Here is a 20302-nt window from a genome sequence, read left to right as displayed (position 1 = left end):
ATTTTATCTTCATAATTGGTGTAAAAATGTCGGATTTGATTATCACTACATTAATATTTACAACCGTAAAACTGGTAATTATATTTCTCGACAATATTTCAATGATTACATAATAGATAAGCCTTTGTATTAATTTACAAAGGCTTGTTTTTTTGTTTGATTAAAGAACACCACTGCTTTTAACTTTTGTTTTTTGGTCGATGTTTAGCAACCTTTTTACTTCGTCAATCTTTTCTTCCACAAGTGATTTCTCTGCTGAGTTTAAGATAATAACTGTGTACTCTCTTGAATCATTCATTGTGTGAAATGAAGCAATTTGTTGTTCATGAATGTAAATTTCTTTACCGTTGCTTGCTAAAGTGAATTTGATGTAACTCATTATTTTATTTTTTTATGTTAGTATTAACGAATGTAAGAAAAAATACTTTTTTTAAAGTATAATTATTTATTCTTTTATAACAATTGACATTGCTGTTTTAATATATTTGTAAAAAAAGTTAGATGGAAATTATAATTGCTATAATTGGTTTATGGATTGCGTGGATAACTTATCATAGAACTTTTGATACAACTGAGGATAAAAATAATTTTTTAGTTTACTTTAAAGTCACTCAGCAATTACATTTAGAAGTTCAATCATTGTTACAAAAATATATTGATAGTAACAATGGAGCGAATCACAAATTATATAATAACATGACCTATAAGCAATGTCTTAATATGCTTAAAGATGACTTTCAAACAGATTATTCAGATAAAGTCTATGTATTGGCTAAAAATGATAAGGTTATGACGAAGAAGATGTTTGCAACACTTATTGAGAAAGTTGAGGCTAAAAATCAAACACTACAAAAGTTAAAAACACAATTACTTTATTTAAATTAAATTTGGCACTATATTTGGAAAACTTTAGTAATTATAAACTCACAAAGAAACCACATGAAAAAAATTACTTTATTGCTTGTTATAATATTTTCGTCAGCTGTTTATTGTCAAGATACCGACGTTAAAATATATCTAGAGAAGACAGAAGTCGTTTCTTTTGATCAATACGATTTTATTAAAAAAGTGAATCAGTTCTATCCTGATATACTTGTCAGTAGACAGGTTACAAATAACATTGTAAATAATTTAAAAGTTCAGGAAATATTAACTACTGATTTTCTTTATGAAACTCCAAAAGATTGTGATGCTTACAAGGTGTCAATTAGTAAATCAAATACTTCCTTAGATTACTTTTATAAATTAAAAGATGGAACTTTCGTATCTGGAGATATTCGCCTTTTTGCAGGTTCTGTTGTTCGAACCTTATATAAGTTGAAAGATAAAACGAGAGTTATTCAATATTATGTAGATGGAAAATTATTGAATGAAATAAAATAACTGAAATATAAAATAATAAATGAACCCCAATAAAACGGGGTTTTTTTATGTCCGTATTTTTTTTATACCTTTATATTTCTTCAAAATAGGGGTTAAAAATGCTGTTAATAAAGTTGTTAACATCTTCTTGGACATACTGTATTCCATACTATAAATTATAGTTCAAAATAGATATAACTAAAAAGGACCAGGGTGTTGGTTTTTCAAAGCTTTTAGCTTTTGTTCTATACAAGACTTATCGTTTTCCAGATTACTCACATTAATTTTCTTTTCTGTTTTCTACTTATCGTATTCTTTGTGAACAGTTCGTTGTTGAGTTTATACAATTGAAGAATTGAATCTTCAAATATTCCATAAACCTTAAATTTTGAATTTTTAGAATATTCTTTTGCTAATTCATCAGTTATCGATATTCGGTTAAAAAAAGAATTATTTTCATTACAAGCGATTTTTCATAAATCAAAATCAGTCTGATCATATGGACCTAAATAAACATTATGATTTTGTCCATAAATTAATATTGTTTCTCCAATATCATTTTTTATTTTTAAGGCTTGCTCAAATGTCATAACATTTTATCCAATTAAAAAATAAGCTTTACTTAATACAGTTTCGTGAGAATCGTTTCTTTGGGAACTAAATCGTCGCCGCTTCTTTTATTGAATTGTAGCGATTGATCATTTGCAAAAAGAACTGCACTTACAGAACCATTTTTAGATTTAATACTAATTTGGGCTTTTTCGCCAAATCCGTTTACATATCCTGTAACTTCCATAATTCCGGTTTCAAATTTTTCATTGCTGCTTGTAATTTCAGCGGTTCCAAAAATTTTACTGTTAGATTGTGCTATGTTTAATTTCAAAACATATTCCTTGCTGCAATCTTTACAATTTTCAGTACTCCAGGTTCCTGTAAAGCGGTTTGTTTGTGAATGTGCTGAAAAAGAAACTAATATTAGTAAAAGAATAAATTTTTTCATTTTGATTCCAATTTTTATTAAATATATTATGGTTCAAATATAAACCAAAAAAGCATTCGCCATAGCGAATGCTTTTTTTTTGAATATAAAATTGTATTACTTGATTTTTTTCAAATAAACAGATTTTCCGTTAAGCGCAACATTTATTTCGCTGTTTTTTTCTGAAAAAGTGGTTCTCAAGGCATTTCCTTTAAAAATAGAAACATCTCCATAAACCTTTCCAGTTTCATCTGAAACATATTCGAACAATAATTTCTTGTTACCTGGTTCAATACCAATTTTATAACTTGAAAATTTAGACGTGTCCAGATTAAATTCCTGTTGCGTGTCAATAATTTTTCCGTCAGCGTAGAAATTAGTAACTGATTTATTTAAAGTAATGTCCGGATAATACTGATTTACTTTTTGAAGAAGTGCATATTGCTCAGGGCTTGCATCTTCTATTTTTGATGTAATTGTCTGTGCAAATGAAATTGTTGTAAAAATAAAGGCTAATAGTAAGGTGAATTTTTTCATAAATTTTTAAATTTTAGGATTAATATTGAAATCAGTTTTTGAAATTCAATCAAGCTTCAATTAAACGTCATTTTTATATAAAAAGGCGTTTAATTATATAACAAGGTAGTAAATATTTACCTTTGCAGGAAATGAAATGCAATTTTTTAAGAAAATGACAACAAAAAAATATATTAAGCTTATACTTATTTTAGGTTCTCTAACAGCACTTGGTCCTTTTTCAATCGATATGTATTTGCCTGGATTCTCTGGTATAGCAAAAGATTTGCATACGACGGTTGCAAAAGTCTCTATGAGTTTATCGAGTTATTTTATCGGAATTTCAGCAGGACAATTGCTTTATGGACCATTATTAGATCGTTTTGGACGAAAAAAACCTTTGTTCGTTGGTCTTTTAGTTTATATTTTGGCTTCTTTAGGTTGTGTTTACGTTGCTGATATTGATTCGTTTATCCTTCTGAGATTTGTTCAGGCTATTGGTAGTTGCGCTGCAACTGTAGCATCTGTGGCAATGGTTAGGGATTTGTTTCCGGTAAAAGATATTCCGAAAGTTTTCTCTTTATTAATGTTGGTTCTGGGGCTTTCGCCAATGTTGGCGCCAACAATTGGTGGTTATGTTACAGAGGATTACGGCTGGCATACTGTGTTTTTTATTTTGATGTGTATGGGAATTGCAATTTTAATTGCTGCTATGGTTGGATTGCCAAATACTTATAAACCGGACACTTCGATTTCCTTAAAACCAAAACCAATTATTGCTAACTTTTTGAAGGTGCTTAAAGAACCACAGTTTTTTACTTACGCTTTTACGGGTTCTATCGCTTTTTCTGGCTTGTTTACATACGTAGCGGCCTCCCCTATAATTTTTATGGACATTTATCATGTAGACGCTAAAACTTATGGATGGATTTTTGCTTTTATGTCAGTGAGTTTTATTGGTTCCAGTCAGTTGAATTCGGTTTTATTGAAGAAATTTTCAAGTGAACAGATGATTTTCGGAGCGCTTATTACACAATCTGTAATTGCTATTGTTTTTCTAATACTTTCCCTGAACAATCTGTTAGGATTGTATGAAATTATTGCAATGCTTTTTTTATTTTTAGGATGTTTAGGGATTTCAAACCCAAATACTGCCGGACTTACGATGGCTCCATTTGCTAAGAATGCTGGAAGTGCTTCAGCTTTAATGGGTGCAATTCAATTAGGCCTGGGAGCTTTGGCCTCATTTGCCGTTGGTATATTTGTAAAAGATTCTGTGGCGCCAATGGTTCTTATTATGACCACAACTACAATTATAGCTTTTATTGTTTTAAATATAGGAAAACGTTTTATTAAAGAAAAAGTTGAAGCTTCTGCAGATGATGATGTTTTGATTGGGCACTAGAAGAAATAAAATTCCATTTTTTTGAAATTGCTTCGTATGTTTGCTATCACCCGGCTCTAAATTCCAATGATAACAAACTGAAATAAAAAAGCCGGAATTTATTAAATTCTGGCTTTTTTATATTTAATTAAATACTCTATCTATTTGGAATTTGGAATTTCAAAATAATTGGAATTTTATTTCATTTTAAGATCTCTTATCTGGTCTGATAATCATTCTCAGTGATTGATCTCTTGCAAAATAAGCAACCATCCAATTCCAGAATGTATTTAATCTGTTTCTATAAGTAATTAGAGATATCAAGTGGATAAACAGCCAGATAACCCAGGCAAAAAATCCTTTGAAATGCCATTTTGGACTTGGTAAATCAACAACGGCTTTATTTTTTCCAATGATTGCCATAGAACCTTTATCATTATAAGCAAAAGGTTTTAATGGTTTGTTTTGCGCTAATGCTTTAAAGTTTTTTGCTAAATTTAATCCTTGCTGAATTGCAACCTGAGCAACTTGCGGGTGTCCGTCCGGAAAATTTTTATCTCCTGCAGTTATAGCTGTATCACCAATTGCATAGATATTGATAAGACCATCTACTTTATTGTATTGATCTGTTGCCATACGGCGTCCGCGACCATAACTTTCTTTTGGAATCCCTTCGAATATTTTGGCAGAAACTCCCGCGGCCCAAATTAGATTTTTTGTTTTGATGGTTTCTCCATTTTCAAAATGAACTGTATCATCAATATAATCTGTAACACGGGTGTGAAGTTTAACTACAACTCCTAATTTTGTAAGTGCCTCTAAAGTATCTTTTTGAGAAGCTTTGCTCATTGGTGCAAGAAGTGCGTCTCCCCCATCGACCAAATACACATTACTGGCTGATGTTTCTAATTCAGGATATTCTTTAAGGAGAATGTTTTTTCGCATTTCGGCAAACATTCCTGAAACCTCTACTCCTGTTGGTCCTCCTCCGGCAACAACAATCGTTAATAATTTACGGCGTTTACGGATATCTTTGGTGATAGCTGCTTTTTCAAGGTTTTTAAGCAGTGTATTACGCATTTCGATGGCGTCATTTAAGGTTTTCATCGGAATGGCGTTTTTCATTACGTTTTCCATACCAAAATAACTTGTTTCAGCACCTGTAGCAAAAACGAGATGATCGTACGTTAATTCGCCGTTATTAAGGATTATTTTATTTTCGGCAGGAACCACAGAAAGTAATTCGCCTAAGCGAAATTGCAGGTTTTTTTTGCCTGCAAAGAATTTTCTAAAAGGATAACTGATACTAGACGGCTCTAAGAAAGCCGTAGCAACCTGATATATAAGCGGAGGGAAAAAATTATAATTATTTTTGTCTACAAGTGTTACTTGTATTTGAGGATGGTTTACGAGCTCTTTTGCGAGATTTATTCCTGCAAAACCACCTCCAATGATGACTATTTTCATATATATGTTTTTAAGAGGATTTATGAGTAATACTATTCTGCTTTAGCAGTTGTATAAATTTAACATTATAATTCCAAATACAAAACTCAATTCTGAGTTTTCTTTAAAATTGCTGTGGAATTAATTTGTTAATTTTAGTTTCATCATAATGTCTGTTTGCTCATCATCTCCTAACTTAAAAATGTGCTTGTCAAATTCAACAAATCCATTTTTTGTATAAAAACTGATGGCTCTCAGATTTTCCTCCCAAACGCCTAGCCATACATAATCGTTCTTTTTTTGTTTGGCAACTTCAATTGCCTTATCATAAAGCAATTGGCCAACCTTTTTGCCGTGAAATTCTTTTGAAACGTAGATTCGTTCAATTTCTAAAGATTTATTATCCTTAAGCTCAGTTTGAGATGCGCCAAAGTTTACTTTTAAATAACCAATTACTTCATTATTTAAAGTTGCAAAATAAAACTCAGAATCTTTATTTGTCAATTCTTCTGTAAGCTTTTCTGTAGAAAAACCTGTGTCCAGATAATTTTTCATATTTTCTTCAGAATTTGAATCTGAAAATGTTTCCTGAAAAGTTTGTCGGCCAATTTTTTGCAATTGCTGAATCTCGTTGAGCGTAATTTTTTGTATTTGAATATCTGCCATAATATGCTGTATAATGCGTTGTTTATGCACTATAAAATTACAACATATATAAGGGAATCAAAAGTGGAAAATATTACTTTTTGAATTTTTTAACAGGTTTTTCGGTTACTTCAACTTTATTTTGAAGAACATAATTGGCCATTAGTTTTTCAATTAATTCATCTTTAGTAAGATGATGAAAAACAGTTTTTACCTTCGTTTTCAAATCATCTGAAATATCATGATTTGGTTTTGTTTTAAAGATTTGTTTCGCCCATAAAAGCGTATTATTCTCTTCTAAACTTATTACTGAAGGCTTCTGGAATTGTGTAAACTTAATTCCTAATTCTTTTTCGAATTCCGGAATTTCTACTACTTCTTCTTGTTGTAAAACGGTTAAAGAAAGTCCCTTTGCTCCTGCTCTTGCTGTTCTTCCGCTACGATGAACGTAGTTTTCATAAGTATCCGGTAAATGATAATTGACTACATAAGAGATTTCTTTTACATCGATTCCTCTTGCAGCTAAGTCAGTTGCAACCAGGATATTGATATGCCCTTCACGAAATTGTTCCATGATTCTGTCACGAATTCCCTGAGATAAACTTCCATGAAGCGCTCCAGAAGAAAAACGATTTATGGCAAGGTTTTTTGCTAATTTATTTACTGCAGCTTTAGTTTTACAGAAGATAATTCCGCGTTCGCCGTCTTTTGAATTTAAAAAATGCATTAAAACATCTAATTTTTCAATTGGGTCAACAACAATATATTCGTGATCTATTCCTTGATTACCAACAGTTTCCATATTAGCACTAACCTGAACTACATTTTTATCCAGGTAATTCTGGATTAGTTGTTTAATAGTTCCCGGTAAAGTAGCTGAGAATAATAGAGTTCTATGTTTTTTAGGAAGTTCAGCAACGATTTCGTCCAGGCTTTCTTTTAGGATAGAAACCATTTCATCGGCTTCATCAAGAACTAAAAACTTTGTTTGTTTTAAGTCAATTGCTTTGCGCTGAATCAAATCGATTAAACGTCCCGGAGTTGCTACTACAATATGTGTGGGTTGCGATAATCGCTCAATTTGTGGTTTTATTGGGATTCCGCCACAAGTTGCAGCTATAGAAATATTTGGAATATGTTTTCCAAAATCTTCTAAATTTCTGAATATTTGTTGTCCCAGTTCTCTCGTTGGTACTAAAATTATAGCCTGAACAATTGGCGACTCGGTATCAATCAATTGTAATAATGGTAATCCAAAAGCGGCTGTTTTACCTGTTCCGGTTTTGGCAAGACCTACAACATCATGGCTTTCAGATAAAAGCAACGGAATTGTTTTTTGTTGAATTTCTGTTGGTTCAACAATGTTCAATTCGCTTAACGCTTTTAAAATTGGTGCTGAAATTCCTAATGCTGAGAATTGTTTAGACATCTTTATTTTTTGTTTATTTTGTTTTTATTTGTTTCAAGTTTCAGGTTGCTTTAAAAACTTAAAAATAAGTTTTTGGTAATTTGCCAAAGGAGAAATCGCAATAGAATGAATTACTCTAAAATGCGATTTCTCCTTTTAAGATTATGATTTTGTTTAGATTCCAATAAACTTGAAACTTGAAACCTGAAACTAAAAAACCTCAGAAAAATAAACTTGAAACAAGCTTTTTCTATTCATCCGGTTCGTTCATGATTTTTTCACGGTATTTTTTACCAATTAATAAAACCATTTTCAGTTTGTAATCGTCAACTAACCATTCACGGTAGTTTTTACTACATTGGCTCAAACATTTAGAATAGCGTTTGATACGGCAATCGATATCGTCGTCTAGTTCTTTTCCTAATGATTTTGCTTCCTGCAGGGTTTCAGTATTGTCTACACACATTGCTGCATGCTGCTCTAATGACTTATCTAATACTACTTTAGAACGTAAGTTTTGTTTGATGATTAGTTTATGTTCTTCATCAACATCAAAAGTAACATCCGCAGTTTTTGGGAATTTCGCACGTAATTCCGGTGGCATACTGTATTTAAAATACAATTCGATTTCAGTATCATCACGTAAATTCTCCAAATAAAATTCAGGTGATTTAAAGATATGCTGCCAGTTAACAGGCTCACTCCATAAACCAAAACGTGCCGCATTATTACCTAAATCGATCACTGTAAACTCGTCTTTACCAGGTAATTTACGAGATCCACGACCAATCATCTGATAGTATAAAGTTAGCGATTTTGTCGCTCTGTTTAAAATGATGGTTTCAACTGTTGGTTCATCAAAACCTGTAGTTAAGATTCCAACAGAAGTTAAAATAGCATCCGGGGTCTTTTTGAACCACGCCAGAATATCTTTACGTTCCTCAGAACTGCTTGTATTATCAAGGTGTCTGATGTCGTAACCAGCTTCTCTAAACGTTTCGTACACATATAATGAAGTATGAATACCGTTGTTGAAAATCAGGGTTTTTTTGCCTAACGAGCGTTCTGTATATGCATGCAAAAGTTTTTCCTGCATGATGGTATTCGTATACAAATCGTCTGACGACTTTACGGTGTAATCTCCGTTAATACCTACTTTTAGTGATGTTAATCCCACATCATAACTATAGGTTGTTGCTTTTGCCAGGAAACCTTTGTCGATCAATGAGCTAATAGTGTCTCCCACAATAAGCTCGTCGTAACTCTGGTGCATTGGTAATTTTATATTCGAACTCAAAGGTGTTGCAGTTACTCCAAGAATAAAAGCATTTTTGAATGAGTTTAATAATTTTCTGAATGAATTGTAATGCGCCTCATCAATAATAACCAAACCAATGTTATCAAGATGTAATTTTTCATCATTGATACGGTTTTTTAAAGTCTCAACCATGGCAACAAAACACGAAAATTCGTTTTGGTCAGGCAATTCCTTTACTTTACTATTGATTATCTTATTAGAAACACCAAACCCTTTTAACATTTTTGAGGTTTGTTTGCAAAGTTCAATACGGTGCGTTAAAACCACTACCTTTTTATCATTATTCGCTAAATAACGACGCACGATTTCAGAAAAAATAACTGTTTTTCCACCACCTGTAGGTAATTGATATAATAAATGATGTTTCGAAGGAGCATTGTCTAAACGTTCAAAAATGGCATCGATATCGCCTTTTTGGTATGCATAAAGTTCTTTTTTCTCTTCTCTTTCTATTTCTAAAGTGTTTTGAGACATTGTTTATTTTTGGATTTTTGCAAAAATACACCGAAAAAACAGTTATTCATCTTATTTTAACGTAAAATAAATGATTTTTTTAAATAAGATTTTTTATGAGAAAAGTCTTTATAAGTCGATTTTCTCTAAAATGGCCTCAAAATCATACTTGTTTTTCCATTTTTGTTGAAGAGTTTCTTGTTGTATCGAAAAAATCCTGTCTTTGAAATCGGTTAAAATTCCGTTAGAAATTACAAAATTTACTGCCTGCTCAAATGAATTCAACATGCTTTTGTAGAATAATTCCTGCTTAATAAAATTGTTTGATGAATAAGTCTGTGCTATTTCAATATTGTAAAGCATTATATCTGCAATTACAAAAGGATCTACTCCTAATACTATAAAATGTTTGATATATTTCTGAGCCACAGAGCGTCGCATTTTTGCTTTTGGACGCCATTTTGCATTGGGCTTTTTTATTGGGAAATATTCATGTGATATTTTAACTTTACATTCCTGGAGAAGTTTGTCCTCTTTTGGGTTAAATGCAAAATCATAATAGACTTTTACCGGACTAAATTTTTCGTACAACTCGATAATTTGCTCTTCGAGTTGCTCTTTGCTCAATTCGGTCAGATATTTTTTTAGATCGCGTTTACTCATTATCAAAGTTTAAGATTACAAAAGTAAATTACTTTCTTGATTCATACCGCATAAACCAACCATATTACTTAATTTTGCCTGATTAAATTTAAAAAAACATACAGATGCTCAAGATTTTCAAAGTTACCGCAATTTTAGAAGGAATTTCTTATTTAGTATTATTCGCTAATATGCTCGTTATCAAAAACAATAATCCGGAACTTTATCATACTTTATTACGTCCTTTAGGAATGGCGCATGGTGTTTTATTTATTGGTTATGTTTTGTTGGCATTTTTGCTTAGAAAACCTCAAAATTGGGATCTAAAAACTTTCGGAATCATACAAATTGCTTCTCTTGTTCCTTTTGGAACTTTTTATATCGAGAAAAAATATTTAGAAAGTAATGCATAAGTTTTTGGATAAGATATTTAATTTTTTATACCCTCTTTTTAGAGATTGGGGAATGAGCCGCAATTTTGCGTCTTATATTAGCCTCATTCTTAATATTGTCGTCCTGGTGGCATTGGCTTTTGCTATTTATTATATCGCAAAATTTGTTTTGGTTACTTTGACTGCTGTATTTGCGCAAAAAACCAAAACAAAGTTTGACGATTATTTAATTCACAATAAAACTACAAAATACACAGCGTATTTAATTCCGTTTTTCTTTATCTATAAAGCCGTTCCAATTATTTTGGACAAGTATGAGTACTGGGAGTCTGTTTTTGGAAAAATAGTTGGTGTATATATCGTTTTGATTTCATTATGGATCATCAGAACGATTTTTAATGCTTTACGGGATTATTTAAAGCAAAAGCCGGAATATAGCGACAAACCAATTGATAGCTTTATTCAGGTTATTATGATTGTTCTTTGGATTTTTGGTGTTGCACTTATTATTTCAACTTTATTCGGAATCAAACAAGGTGAATTACTAACTATTTTAGGAACGCTTTCAGCAATTATTATCTTGATTTTCAGGGATACCATTTTAGGTTTTGTTTCGAGTGTTCAGGTTGCGATTAACGATATGGTTCGTATTGGTGACTGGATTACAATGGATAAATTTGGTGCTGATGGTGATGTGATCGAAATTAATCTGACGACTGTAAAGGTTCGAAATTTTGACAATACAATTACCACGATTCCAACCTATGCTTTAAGTTCTGATTCGTTCCAGAACTGGCGCGGAATGCAAAAATCTGACGGAAGACGTATTAAAAGACATATTCTGATAAAAAGCAGCAGTATTCGTTTTTTGAATAATGATGATCTTAATCACATGAAACGTGTTCAGCTTATTAGTTCATATATTGAAACGCGACAGGCTGAAATTGAAAAATACAATGATTTGCGTGAGGTCGATAAATCGCTGTCGCTTAATGGTCGAAATATGACAAATCTTGGTTTGTTTAGAAAATATATTATTCAATATTTGATAACGCATCCAGGACTGAACAAAGATATGCATATGATGTGTCGTCAGCTGCAATCTACAGCACACGGAGTTCCGTTAGAGATTTATGCTTTTTCGAGTGACAAACGCTGGGCTAATTACGAATATATCCAAGCCGATATTTTTGATCATGTTATGGCTTCTGTCATTTATTTTGATCTGGAAATATTCGAATTGCCATCGACAATAGGACCGCTTAGTTAGTTTTAAGTTTTCAGTCGCAGTTTTCAGTCTCACGCAGTATAACTGAAAAACTGCGACTCAAAACTATTTACTTTTTCACCTCTTCAAAAATAAACTTTGAATTATGGTATTCTATGGGGGTTCCGGGCATAAAACACGGAAGATTGAAATAAGTTGTAATGATACCGTTTCCTAAGACTAGTTTTTTATCTTTCTTTAGTAACGCTAATGGAATCCTTTTCCAGCTTCCGCCATTTGAAATATAATGAAAATCCCCTCTTAACGTGTCTCCTTTTATATCTCCCCTAACATCGCCGGAATCTTTTCCTTGCTGATAATAAGATCTTTCATAACTTCCGTAAAAGCGTTTGTCATTTATATTTATTTTTAAAATGGCTGTGTCTTTTCCGTTTACGGCGTGATATACAATATGCTTGTATTGACTCTTTTCGTCTTTAGAATTACATGAAAAAACAAGCATAAAAACGAGAAAAAGGGGAAATAAAAGTTTTATATTCATTAGAGTTTCTTTTTAAAACCATGTAAGTGATATAAGAAAATTAAAGCTTCATTTTTAATGAACTTAATATCACTTATAGGATAGAGATTTATAATCGGTCTTTTACGAATTCTATTTGTGTCTTTCCGTGGGCTTTTGGCTTTCCGTTTTCATCTAAATTAACCATTGTGGTCTGGTCAATTGTAATGATAATTTCACGCGTCATCATATTTCTAACGGCACAGGTCAAAACCAAAGAAGTGTTACCAAATTTCACGACGTCAATTCCAATTTCAACAATATCCCCTTGTCTGGCTGAGCTCTTAAAATTGATTTCTGACATGTATTTTGTCACGACTCTTGTGTTCTCTAGTTGTATTATGGTATATAACGCCAGTTCTTCGTCAATCCAGGCTAATAATTTCCCGCCAAATAAAGTTCCGTTTGGATTTAAATCTTCGGGTTTGACCCATTTTCTGGTATGAAATCTCATAATTTTAATTTAGGTAAAAGAATTTTGTATTGGAATTTTTTCTAAATTTAAAGAAAAAACATGGAAGATAGAGACGCTTTTTTAAGAGAATTCAGAGGAGAGACTTTAGGAACTGTAAGTGCTCAATCTTCGCCAGATGAATTGTTTCAAAATCAAACGATTAGACCAATTCTAAAACTTCAGAATGATTTGTTTATTGCGGTTTTTATCAATTACGTAAATAAAAACAAAGCTGATTTTTATTCGTATACTGTCGAAAAGAAATTGCAAACGATCGAAAATTCTATTCAGAAAGATATCAAATTCAGAAATTCCCTAAAAGGAATTATCATGGCGCTTTTTACCATTGAAGAATACGATATTTACATTCAGAACTCATCAAGTTTAAACAAAAGAATGATGAATTTATTGGTTGATCGCTTAAAAAGTCAGGTACAGTTGTTTGAATTAGAAACTAATTAAATAAGGATTAGAATATTTATTTTTAATTGTTTGTAAAATTGGATAATCTGCTTTTAAATAAAAAGAGTTGTTTTAGAAGAAAGTTTTTTGGGAAGCTGGAATCAAATTTAAATTAAGATTTTTTATTTAATTAATGCTTGTAACAAAAAAGAATAACCTGAGTCTTACTCTAAAAACTTACCAATGAACCTGAAAAATATTTTACTTGCTCTTTTTGTCACAACATTTATACCCTCTGGATTTTCCCAAACTGTAAACAAAGTTCCTGATAGCCTTCTTACTAAAAATGTGTTTTTTTATAAAAATGGAAATTTTGAAGGTAAAGGCTGGGATCTAATTAAAAAAGAAGTAACTAATTCACATATTGTATTTGTAGGCGAACAGCATGGTGTCGCAGAAGTTCCTGTTTTCTCTGGAAAAATTGCAGATATATTACAACCTAAAGCTTTAGTTGTTGAAATAGATCCTTATACTGCAGCCCAATTAGAAAAAACAGCTAAAAATCCGGCAGGCTACTCTGATTATTTTAAACGTAAACCGTATGATTTTGCTTTCTACAGTTGGCAGGAAGAAATGAATCTAATTCACAAAATGACACTTTCGAAGATCGCTATATGGGGTGTCAATGAAATTAATTTTTTATCCATGCCTACTTTTTTTGAAACACTTGCGGCGACTTCGAAACAAGCTTCTAATAAAAAAATTGCATTAAAAAAGGCCAATGAATTTGCTAAAAATGATTTCCCACTTTTTGGTGATTCCAATAAATACAGTGATTTTATGGCTTATCGTATGAAAGTATCCGAAGTAGATTCATTGCTGTATGATTTTAGAAATGAAAGTCAGGTCAGTCAAAAAATGTTAAGAGATCTTAAGACAAGTATTCCAATTTTCGCGAATGAAAGTTACGAAGCACGAGTAAGTCTTATGAAGAAAAATTTACTTAATTATTTGTATCCTTATATTACGGCAGATGAAATTAAAATTCCAAAACTGCTTTTTAAACTCGGAGGAAATCACGCCTCCCGAGGAAGTTTTGAAGTCAGTAATCTTGCTGATAATTTAGCTGATGCTGCCGGTAAAAAATCATTGCATATTATTGTTATAGGCAAACAAGGCACTATTAACGGAATGTCTCCAGTGGATAACAGTAAGGCAATAGTGGCTTATAATGGTCTCGAAGAATTCAAAGAATTTTTGCCTTTTTTCGAAAAAGTTGGTGAGAATGAATGGGTTGTTTATGATTTAAGACCTATAAGACGTCTTGTAAAGCAGGATAAACTAAAAATTGACAATCCTAAATTAAAAACATATGTATTGGGATATGATTTGCTGGTACTTATTGATAAAGCTACAGGAGATAAATTTGTACAATAATCAAATAACTATATATGTTTGATCAATTCCGAAATAAATTCCCTATCGATGATGAACGCTGGAGCTCCTACATTAAATGTTTTAATCGTATTGAAATTCCGACTAAGACTGTACTTTTAGAAGAAGGAGAAATTTCGAAAAAACTTTTTATAATCGAAAAGGGCTGTATCCGGGTTTGGTTCAATAATAATGGAAAAGACCTAACAACTCAATTCTTTTTTGAAAATCAAAGTGTTGCTTCTATCGAAAGTTTTATGAAAAAGTTCCCGAGTCCGGTTGTGATTGAAACGATAGAACCTTCGATTATTTGGTGGATTCATAAAGATGATCTCGATAAAATATTAGAAGAAATTAAAGAAATTCCGGAATTAAGAGACCGTTTAATTAATATGTTTTTTGAGCGTACATTTGATTACATGAAACATTTTGTTTCGTTTATAAAGGATTCTCCTATTCAGCGTTATCTTAATTTAATTAAAGAAAGACCTCAGGTTATTCAGCGTGTTCCGCAACATTACATTGCATCTTATCTTGGTATAAGCACGGTTCATTTAAGCAGGATCAAAAGTAAATTAGTTCACAATAAATAGTTCTGATTGTATTTGATAACAAATGTTATCGTTGGCCAGTAAACAGCAGTCTAAATTTGCATTATAAAATTTAATAATTATGAAAGCAGCAGTAGTTTATAAAAAAGGCGAGTTACCAAAATATACAGAATTTGAAGCACCAACTGTGCAAAACGAAAATCAGGTTTTACTTTCGGTTAAAGCCGTTGCCATTACTAATCTTGATAAAGGAAAAGCCAGTGGAAAACATTATTCTTCTGAAAACGATAATCAAAATGGTTTTGTCGTTGGCAGTGATGCCGTTGGTTTACTAGAAAATGGCACTAGAGTTTATGCTCGTGGAATTACGGGTACAATTGCCGAAAAAGCGATTATTGATAAAAATATACTTGTCCCATTACCTGAAGGAATTAGTGATGCAATCGCTGCTTCTTTGCCTAATGCAGTGGCAGGCTCAGCGATGGCGCTTAAATTTAAGGCTGCTATAAAATCAGGCGAGACTGTTTTAATAAATGGCACGACAGGTTTTACCGGGCAAATGGCAATTCAGCTTGCAAAACATTACGGAGCAAAAAAGGTAATTGTTACCGGAAGAAACGAAAAAACACTTAAAAGTCTTTTTGCTTTAGGCGCTGATGAAGTTATTTCTCTAAAACAAGAGGATGAAACAATTATCGAACAGCTTAAAAAAATTCACCTAAACACTCCTATTGATATTGTTTTGGATTATTTATGGGGTCATCCCGCAGAATTAATTCTTACGGCTTTAAAAGGAAACGGATCGTTTACGACCAAAGTAAGATATGTTACTATTGGAGGAATGGCGGGTGATACTATTCAGTTATCATCAGGGATTTTAAGAAGTGTGGATTTGCAATTATCAGGTTCCGGATTAGGAAGCTGGGCAAAAGAAGATGTAAAATTATTATTCTCAGAAATACTTCCTGAAATGTTTCTTTTAGCTGCTCAAAATAAGCTGAAAGTGAATATTGAAACTGTTCCTTTAATTGCTGTTGAAGAAGCCTGGATCAGAGAGGTTTCTGATGGTAAACGACTGGTAGTCATTGTTTAGAATATTGAGCTCTGATAAAACGGATTGCTAAAAGCAAAATGCAGATAAAAACGTTTTTTTTTTTTCAGACTTTAGAAGACATAAAATATAAAGAAAAAAGGTTTGATGAGAAATAATTCTCGTCAAACCTTTTTTTATAAAATGTTGTTAGAGTTTACTCTTGAGACAGCATCAATTCTTTAATGTATTTTACCGGAGCGCTTCCAAAGCTTAAAAATTTCTCATGGAATTTTTTCAAATTGAATTTATCTCCTTCTTGTTTTTTAAGTTCTTCTCTTAAGTTGTAAATTTCTGTATATCCTGTAAAATAAGAACACAATTGAACCTGAGATAAAGTTACACGTTTCCATTTTCCATCAGCTTCTGCTTGTTGCTGAAAAGCCTCTTTTGTCAACAAATCCAAAGCTGCTTCTTTAGACATGTTTTTAGTGTGAACGCTAATGTCTAAGATTGTATTGCAGGTTGCTCTTAAATTCCATTTATAATACATTAACCACATTTCATCAGAATTTTTATAACCGCTTTCCAGCATCATTTTTTCTGCATAAACAGCCCATCCTTCAACCATTGCACCATTTCCTAAAATAGATTTGATGATACTTGGCGATTGATTACTGTAAACCAATTGTGTGTAATGTCCCGGAACTGCTTCGTGAATATTTAAAATCTGCAGAATATAATCATTGTATTCTCTTAAATAACTTTCTGCGTTTTCAGCTGTCCAGCCAGTCATGCTGCCTACATTATAATAAGTATTTGCATTTTTGTCATAAGGTCCGGGCGCAGAAATAGATGCTCCTGCAACTCCGGCCATATATGCCGGTTCTTTACGAACCACTAAAGGTTTTGAAGGATCAATGTATAATAAATCTTTTGCTTTTACATAAGCTGTTAATTCCGGAATTTGTTTCTCGATTTCAGACTGAAATTTTTCAGGAGTTGTGTGCTGTAACGAGATTTTATCAATAACTTGTTTGATTAATTCGAGTTTGTTTGTTGGTTTAGCTTCATTTCCTTTGTATTTTGTCCAAAGTTTATCAGCCAGAACAAACATTTTATCGTGCAAATCTTTTTTGTGATCATTTGCAACTTTAAAAATCTCATCAGCCGTATAGCTTGACTGAATATCAAAATTAAATTTCTTAGCATATAATGCAGCTCCTAATCTAAAAGAACGCGGGGTTTTGTTTGGAGTTGTTTTTAACCAATCAGCATAATCTGTAATTGCTTTTTTAGCCACTTTTGCTTTATCCAGGATCTCCTTTTTCTCAGCAACACTTAATTTACTTTGTTGTAAAGCAGCCGTTAAATCAGCATCAAAAACCGATGAGCCACCAAGATTTTGCGCTATTGCAAGATCTGTATGTTCGATAGTTGGATTTTTAATGTTCTTTTTTGCCGCTTCATAATAAGCAGGAACATTATTCAATTTAGCATTAAAGGCACGCAAACGTACATCAAGAGAATCATACTTTCCGTTTAGAATCTCTGCAAAAGCTCCGCAAACATTATATTCAGAAGGATTCCACTCTGATGATCTTAATTCTTTTACGCTAAAAATAGTACCTTCAAGTTGATTTTTAATCATTTGAAAATCAGTCTTATTATTGTCAGACAAATTTTCAGGATCAAATTGTTTTAAGGAATCCAATTGAGCATTGGCAAAATCAAGTTGTCTTTTTTCATCATTCGCATCCGGAACAACTAAAATGCTGTCTAATTTGTGATAGCCAACACCTGACGCCCAACCTGGATTAATTTTCCATAAATCAGTAACAAAGCCATCTTTGTACTTATCGAATTTTGCGTCTAAAGCTTTATCTTCGTTAGACTTAGTACTTTTATTGCAAGAAAAAAGTAAGGTAATTGCAAAAAATGAAACAAATAGTTTTTTCATAAGTTAATTTTTTAATGGTTTAAAGATAAAAAAAATGTTCTTTATGCAAAACTATTTGCAATTTGTAATCAATATTTCAATAATTCGAATAAAACTTCTTCAAAACGATTTTTTGGTAAAAACTGATCTTCTAGTGCTTTTGTAAACGGAATTGGGGAATCTAAACTTGCGACTCTTTTAACCGGAGCGTCAAGGTATTCAAAACATTCCTCCATAATTAAGGCCGAAATATCGCTCGCGATTCCGCCAAACAAAGTATCTTCCTGATAGATAATTACTTTTCCTGTTTTTTTAACCGAATTAAAAATTGTTTCAGTATCCAAAGGTTGTAAAGTTCTTAAATCTATTAAATCAGCACTAATTTCAGGATTGTTTGCCAAGGTTTCTAATGCCCAATGTACGGGAGCTCCAAAAGCTATGATAGTAACTTGATTTCCTTCTTTCAATACAGCTGCTTTTCCTAAAGGAATCGTATAATAATCAACGGGAACATCCTGATAAACACTTCTGTACAATTGTTTGTGTTCAAAAAACAACACCGGATTCGGATCGTTTATAGAAGTATTTAATAAACCTTTTGCATCATATGGAAAAGCAGGATAAACAACTTTTAATCCCGGAGTTTTGGTAAACCAGGCTTCATTAGTCTGAGAGTGAAACGGTCCGGCCTGAGTTCCGCCTCCACAAGGCATTCTAACCACAACATCGGCATTTTCGCCCCATCGATAATGCGACTTTGCTAATAAATTTACGATTGGGTTAAATCCTGTCGAAACAAAATCAGCAAACTGCATTTCGACAATTGCTTTATAACCGTTGATAGACAATCCCATTGCGGTCGAAACCACCGCGCTCTCACAGATTGGCGTATTTCGCACGCGGTTTTTTCCAAAGAGATCTACAAAACCGTCTGTTATTTTAAAAGCGCCGCCATATTCTGCAATATCCTGACCCATAATTACAAGGTTTCCATGACGTTTCATAGATTGCTCTAAACTGTATCTTATGGCGTCAATAAAGCGTATATTCTTTATTTCTTCAGTAGGATTAACTTCTTCAAATTGATAAGGTTTGTAAACATCATCTAATTCTCCGCTATAGGTAGGTACAATTTCCGGTTCTGCATTTGCTATAGCCAAATTTTCGTCAATTTCCTGCTTGATTTCAGCATGCAATTGTTGATCATATTCTGAAGTTAGAACTCCAATTTCAGTTAGATAATTTCTATAATTGGTTACCGGATCTTTCGCTGCCCATTCGTCCATTAATTCCTGCGGAACATATTTTGTGCCACTCGCCTCTTCATGACCGCGCATTCTAAAGGTTTTAAATTCTAATAAAACCGGATGCGGATTTTCCTGCATATGTTCTTTTAGCTGAGACAATTTATTGTAAACCTCCAGAATATTATTTCCATCAATAATATAACTGTCAATTCCGTAGCCAACACCTTTATCAGCGAGGTTTTCACAGGCGTATTGTTCGTTTACAGGAGTCGAAAGTCCGTAGCCATTGTTTTCGATAATAAACATTACCGGTAATTTCCAGACAGCAGCTATATTCAGTGCTTCATGAAAATCTCCTTCGCTTGTTGCGCCTTCTCCCGTAAAAACAACTGTGACTTTCTTATTTTTTTGAAGTTTATCTGCCAAGGCTATTCCGTCTGCGATTCCTAATTGTGGACCCAAATGCGAAATCATTCCGATAATCTTATATTCTTGTGTTCCAAAGTGAAAACTGCGATCCCTGCCTTTTGTAAAACCGTTTGCTTTTCCCTGCCATTGCGAAAACAATCTATGCAACGGAATATTTCTGGTAGTAAATACTCCTAGATTTCTGTGCATTGGCAATATGTATTCAGATTCGTCTAAAACAGCGGTAACACCTACTGCGATTGCCTCCTGCCCTATTCCGGAAAACCATTTTGAAACTTTTCCCTGCCGAATTAAGATCAGCATCTTTTCTTCGATCAGGCGTGGTTTAAGTATTTTTTTATATAAATCTAATAATTGAGCATCAGTAAGGTTTTGTCTGTAAAAGATCATTTGGTTCGTTGTTTTAGTGTTTCAAATATAGAAAATTATAACAATTTTATTAATTTTTGTTATAATAATTTAATTTTAATATAACTTTTAAAAT

The 20302-nt window shown here is 32.4% G+C and carries 21 protein-coding genes; 9 read left to right on the top strand and 12 right to left on the bottom strand.

Going from position 1 to position 20302, the window contains the following annotated elements; genetic code table 11:
- Positions 1-160 precede the first annotated feature (160 nt).
- Positions 161-379, bottom strand: a complete 219-nt coding sequence (locus ACQKCJ_RS02950) for a hypothetical protein (RefSeq protein WP_427401323.1) — start codon at positions 377-379, stop codon at positions 161-163.
- 122 nt (positions 380-501) lie between these two features.
- On the opposite strand from ACQKCJ_RS02950, the gene ACQKCJ_RS02945 reads away from it, so the two are divergent.
- Positions 502-885 (top strand): hypothetical protein, encoded by a 384-nt coding sequence (locus ACQKCJ_RS02945; RefSeq protein ID WP_427401322.1) that lies wholly within the window; start codon positions 502-504, stop codon positions 883-885.
- Positions 886-939: 54 nt separating this feature from the next.
- Complete coding sequence (locus ACQKCJ_RS02940; RefSeq protein ID WP_427401321.1) at positions 940-1383, top strand: hypothetical protein; 444 nt, start codon at positions 940-942, stop codon at positions 1381-1383.
- Positions 1384-1984: 601 nt separating this feature from the next.
- On the opposite strand, the gene ACQKCJ_RS02935 is transcribed toward ACQKCJ_RS02940, so the two are convergent.
- Positions 1985-2362: a hypothetical protein gene (locus ACQKCJ_RS02935; RefSeq protein ID WP_427401320.1), complete on the bottom strand. Its 378-nt coding sequence runs from the start codon at positions 2360-2362 to the stop codon at positions 1985-1987.
- Between the two features lie 96 nt (positions 2363-2458).
- Entirely contained in the window at positions 2459-2878 is a 420-nt protein-coding gene (locus ACQKCJ_RS02930) for a hypothetical protein (RefSeq protein ID WP_271334875.1), read from the bottom strand.
- Between the two features lie 154 nt (positions 2879-3032).
- On the opposite strand from ACQKCJ_RS02930, the gene ACQKCJ_RS02925 reads away from it, so the two are divergent.
- Complete coding sequence (locus ACQKCJ_RS02925) at positions 3033-4262, top strand: multidrug effflux MFS transporter (RefSeq protein WP_427401319.1); 1230 nt, start codon at positions 3033-3035, stop codon at positions 4260-4262.
- Between the two features lie 186 nt (positions 4263-4448).
- Here the strand turns inward: ACQKCJ_RS02925 and ACQKCJ_RS02920 are convergent, their stop codons facing one another.
- The 5 genes from ACQKCJ_RS02920 to ACQKCJ_RS02900 all read right to left on the bottom strand — a co-directional run bounded on the left by ACQKCJ_RS02920 (position 4449) and on the right by ACQKCJ_RS02900 (position 10174).
- Positions 4449-5708, bottom strand: a complete 1260-nt coding sequence (locus ACQKCJ_RS02920) for an NAD(P)/FAD-dependent oxidoreductase (RefSeq protein ID WP_271334873.1) — start codon at positions 5706-5708, stop codon at positions 4449-4451.
- 120 nt (positions 5709-5828) lie between these two features.
- On the bottom strand, positions 5829-6353 hold the full coding sequence (locus ACQKCJ_RS02915; protein ID WP_427401318.1) for a GNAT family N-acetyltransferase: 525 nt from the start codon (positions 6351-6353) through the stop codon (positions 5829-5831).
- Between the two features lie 73 nt (positions 6354-6426).
- Positions 6427-7761, bottom strand: coding sequence for a DEAD/DEAH box helicase (locus ACQKCJ_RS02910; RefSeq protein WP_427401317.1), 1335 nt, complete (start codon positions 7759-7761; stop codon positions 6427-6429).
- Positions 7762-7990: 229 nt separating this feature from the next.
- The gene (locus ACQKCJ_RS02905; RefSeq protein WP_271334871.1) at positions 7991-9532 is read right to left on the bottom strand and encodes a DEAD/DEAH box helicase; all 1542 of its coding nucleotides are present in this window, start codon (positions 9530-9532) and stop codon (positions 7991-7993) included.
- Between the two features lie 108 nt (positions 9533-9640).
- A complete protein-coding gene (locus ACQKCJ_RS02900; protein ID WP_271334870.1) occupies positions 9641-10174 on the bottom strand; it encodes a DUF6155 family protein in 534 nt (177 codons plus the stop codon).
- 104 nt (positions 10175-10278) lie between these two features.
- Between ACQKCJ_RS02900 and ACQKCJ_RS02895 the strand changes: the two genes are divergently transcribed.
- Together ACQKCJ_RS02895 and ACQKCJ_RS02890 are read left to right on the top strand one after the other, a co-directional pair.
- Positions 10279-10566 (top strand): DUF3817 domain-containing protein, encoded by a 288-nt coding sequence (locus tag ACQKCJ_RS02895; RefSeq protein WP_271334869.1) that lies wholly within the window; start codon positions 10279-10281, stop codon positions 10564-10566.
- Positions 10559-11815, top strand: a complete 1257-nt coding sequence (locus tag ACQKCJ_RS02890) for a mechanosensitive ion channel family protein (RefSeq protein WP_271334868.1) — start codon at positions 10559-10561, stop codon at positions 11813-11815. The genes ACQKCJ_RS02895 and ACQKCJ_RS02890 overlap by 8 nt, the downstream gene beginning before the upstream one ends.
- Before the next feature lie 67 nt (positions 11816-11882).
- On the opposite strand, the gene ACQKCJ_RS02885 is transcribed toward ACQKCJ_RS02890, so the two are convergent.
- Both ACQKCJ_RS02885 and ACQKCJ_RS02880 read right to left on the bottom strand, forming a co-directional pair.
- Positions 11883-12314 (bottom strand): hypothetical protein, encoded by a 432-nt coding sequence (locus ACQKCJ_RS02885; protein ID WP_271334867.1) that lies wholly within the window; start codon positions 12312-12314, stop codon positions 11883-11885.
- 88 nt (positions 12315-12402) lie between these two features.
- Positions 12403-12786 carry an acyl-CoA thioesterase gene (locus tag ACQKCJ_RS02880; protein ID WP_041516175.1) on the bottom strand — a complete coding sequence of 128 codons (384 nt, stop codon included), beginning with the start codon at positions 12784-12786 and terminating at the stop codon, positions 12403-12405.
- Between the two features lie 60 nt (positions 12787-12846).
- Between ACQKCJ_RS02880 and ACQKCJ_RS02875 the strand changes: the two genes are divergently transcribed.
- The 4 genes from ACQKCJ_RS02875 to ACQKCJ_RS02860 all read left to right on the top strand — a co-directional run bounded on the left by ACQKCJ_RS02875 (position 12847) and on the right by ACQKCJ_RS02860 (position 16266).
- On the top strand, positions 12847-13248 hold the full coding sequence (locus ACQKCJ_RS02875; protein WP_427401316.1) for a glyoxalase: 402 nt from the start codon (positions 12847-12849) through the stop codon (positions 13246-13248).
- A 183-nt stretch (positions 13249-13431) separates the two neighbouring features.
- A complete protein-coding gene (locus tag ACQKCJ_RS02870) occupies positions 13432-14625 on the top strand; it encodes a hypothetical protein (RefSeq protein WP_427401315.1) in 1194 nt (397 codons plus the stop codon).
- A 14-nt stretch (positions 14626-14639) separates the two neighbouring features.
- Positions 14640-15215 (top strand): Crp/Fnr family transcriptional regulator, encoded by a 576-nt coding sequence (locus tag ACQKCJ_RS02865; protein WP_427401314.1) that lies wholly within the window; start codon positions 14640-14642, stop codon positions 15213-15215.
- A gap of 79 nt (positions 15216-15294) precedes the next feature.
- Positions 15295-16266, top strand: coding sequence for a quinone oxidoreductase family protein (locus ACQKCJ_RS02860; protein WP_427401313.1), 972 nt, complete (start codon positions 15295-15297; stop codon positions 16264-16266).
- A 154-nt stretch (positions 16267-16420) separates the two neighbouring features.
- Here the strand turns inward: ACQKCJ_RS02860 and ACQKCJ_RS02855 are convergent, their stop codons facing one another.
- Positions 16421-18163: a DUF885 domain-containing protein gene (locus ACQKCJ_RS02855; protein WP_427401312.1), complete on the bottom strand. Its 1743-nt coding sequence runs from the start codon at positions 18161-18163 to the stop codon at positions 16421-16423.
- 68 nt (positions 18164-18231) lie between these two features.
- On the bottom strand, positions 18232-20208 hold the full coding sequence (locus ACQKCJ_RS02850) for an alpha-ketoacid dehydrogenase subunit alpha/beta (RefSeq protein ID WP_427401311.1): 1977 nt from the start codon (positions 20206-20208) through the stop codon (positions 18232-18234).
- Positions 20209-20302 lie beyond the last annotated feature (94 nt).

This window comes from Flavobacterium sp. NPDC079362, assembly GCF_050267765.1.
Lineage (GTDB): Bacteria > Bacteroidota > Bacteroidia > Flavobacteriales > Flavobacteriaceae > Flavobacterium > Flavobacterium azizsancarii.
Note: the sequence above shows the minus strand (reverse complement) of the source record. Positions and strands in the feature narration are given on the sequence as shown.

Coding starts and splice junctions, on each gene's coding strand:
- ACQKCJ_RS02950 (WP_427401323.1), bottom strand. CDS start 379: ATGAGTTACATCAAATTCACTTTAGCAAGCAACGGTAAAGAAATTTAC.
- ACQKCJ_RS02945 (WP_427401322.1), top strand. CDS start 502: ATGGAAATTATAATTGCTATAATTGGTTTATGGATTGCGTGGATAACT.
- ACQKCJ_RS02940 (WP_427401321.1), top strand. CDS start 940: ATGAAAAAAATTACTTTATTGCTTGTTATAATATTTTCGTCAGCTGTT.
- ACQKCJ_RS02935 (WP_427401320.1), bottom strand. CDS start 2,362: ATGAAAAAATTTATTCTTTTACTAATATTAGTTTCTTTTTCAGCACAT.
- ACQKCJ_RS02930 (WP_271334875.1), bottom strand. CDS start 2,878: ATGAAAAAATTCACCTTACTATTAGCCTTTATTTTTACAACAATTTCA.
- ACQKCJ_RS02925 (WP_427401319.1), top strand. CDS start 3,033: ATGACAACAAAAAAATATATTAAGCTTATACTTATTTTAGGTTCTCTA.
- ACQKCJ_RS02920 (WP_271334873.1), bottom strand. CDS start 5,708: ATGAAAATAGTCATCATTGGAGGTGGTTTTGCAGGAATAAATCTCGCA.
- ACQKCJ_RS02915 (WP_427401318.1), bottom strand. CDS start 6,353: ATGGCAGATATTCAAATACAAAAAATTACGCTCAACGAGATTCAGCAA.
- ACQKCJ_RS02910 (WP_427401317.1), bottom strand. CDS start 7,761: ATGTCTAAACAATTCTCAGCATTAGGAATTTCAGCACCAATTTTAAAA.
- ACQKCJ_RS02905 (WP_271334871.1), bottom strand. CDS start 9,532: ATGTCTCAAAACACTTTAGAAATAGAAAGAGAAGAGAAAAAAGAACTT.
- ACQKCJ_RS02900 (WP_271334870.1), bottom strand. CDS start 10,174: ATGAGTAAACGCGATCTAAAAAAATATCTGACCGAATTGAGCAAAGAG.
- ACQKCJ_RS02895 (WP_271334869.1), top strand. CDS start 10,279: ATGCTCAAGATTTTCAAAGTTACCGCAATTTTAGAAGGAATTTCTTAT.
- ACQKCJ_RS02890 (WP_271334868.1), top strand. CDS start 10,559: ATGCATAAGTTTTTGGATAAGATATTTAATTTTTTATACCCTCTTTTT.
- ACQKCJ_RS02885 (WP_271334867.1), bottom strand. CDS start 12,314: ATGAATATAAAACTTTTATTTCCCCTTTTTCTCGTTTTTATGCTTGTT.
- ACQKCJ_RS02880 (WP_041516175.1), bottom strand. CDS start 12,786: ATGAGATTTCATACCAGAAAATGGGTCAAACCCGAAGATTTAAATCCA.
- ACQKCJ_RS02875 (WP_427401316.1), top strand. CDS start 12,847: ATGGAAGATAGAGACGCTTTTTTAAGAGAATTCAGAGGAGAGACTTTA.
- ACQKCJ_RS02870 (WP_427401315.1), top strand. CDS start 13,432: ATGAACCTGAAAAATATTTTACTTGCTCTTTTTGTCACAACATTTATA.
- ACQKCJ_RS02865 (WP_427401314.1), top strand. CDS start 14,640: ATGTTTGATCAATTCCGAAATAAATTCCCTATCGATGATGAACGCTGG.
- ACQKCJ_RS02860 (WP_427401313.1), top strand. CDS start 15,295: ATGAAAGCAGCAGTAGTTTATAAAAAAGGCGAGTTACCAAAATATACA.
- ACQKCJ_RS02855 (WP_427401312.1), bottom strand. CDS start 18,163: ATGAAAAAACTATTTGTTTCATTTTTTGCAATTACCTTACTTTTTTCT.
- ACQKCJ_RS02850 (WP_427401311.1), bottom strand. CDS start 20,208: ATGATCTTTTACAGACAAAACCTTACTGATGCTCAATTATTAGATTTA.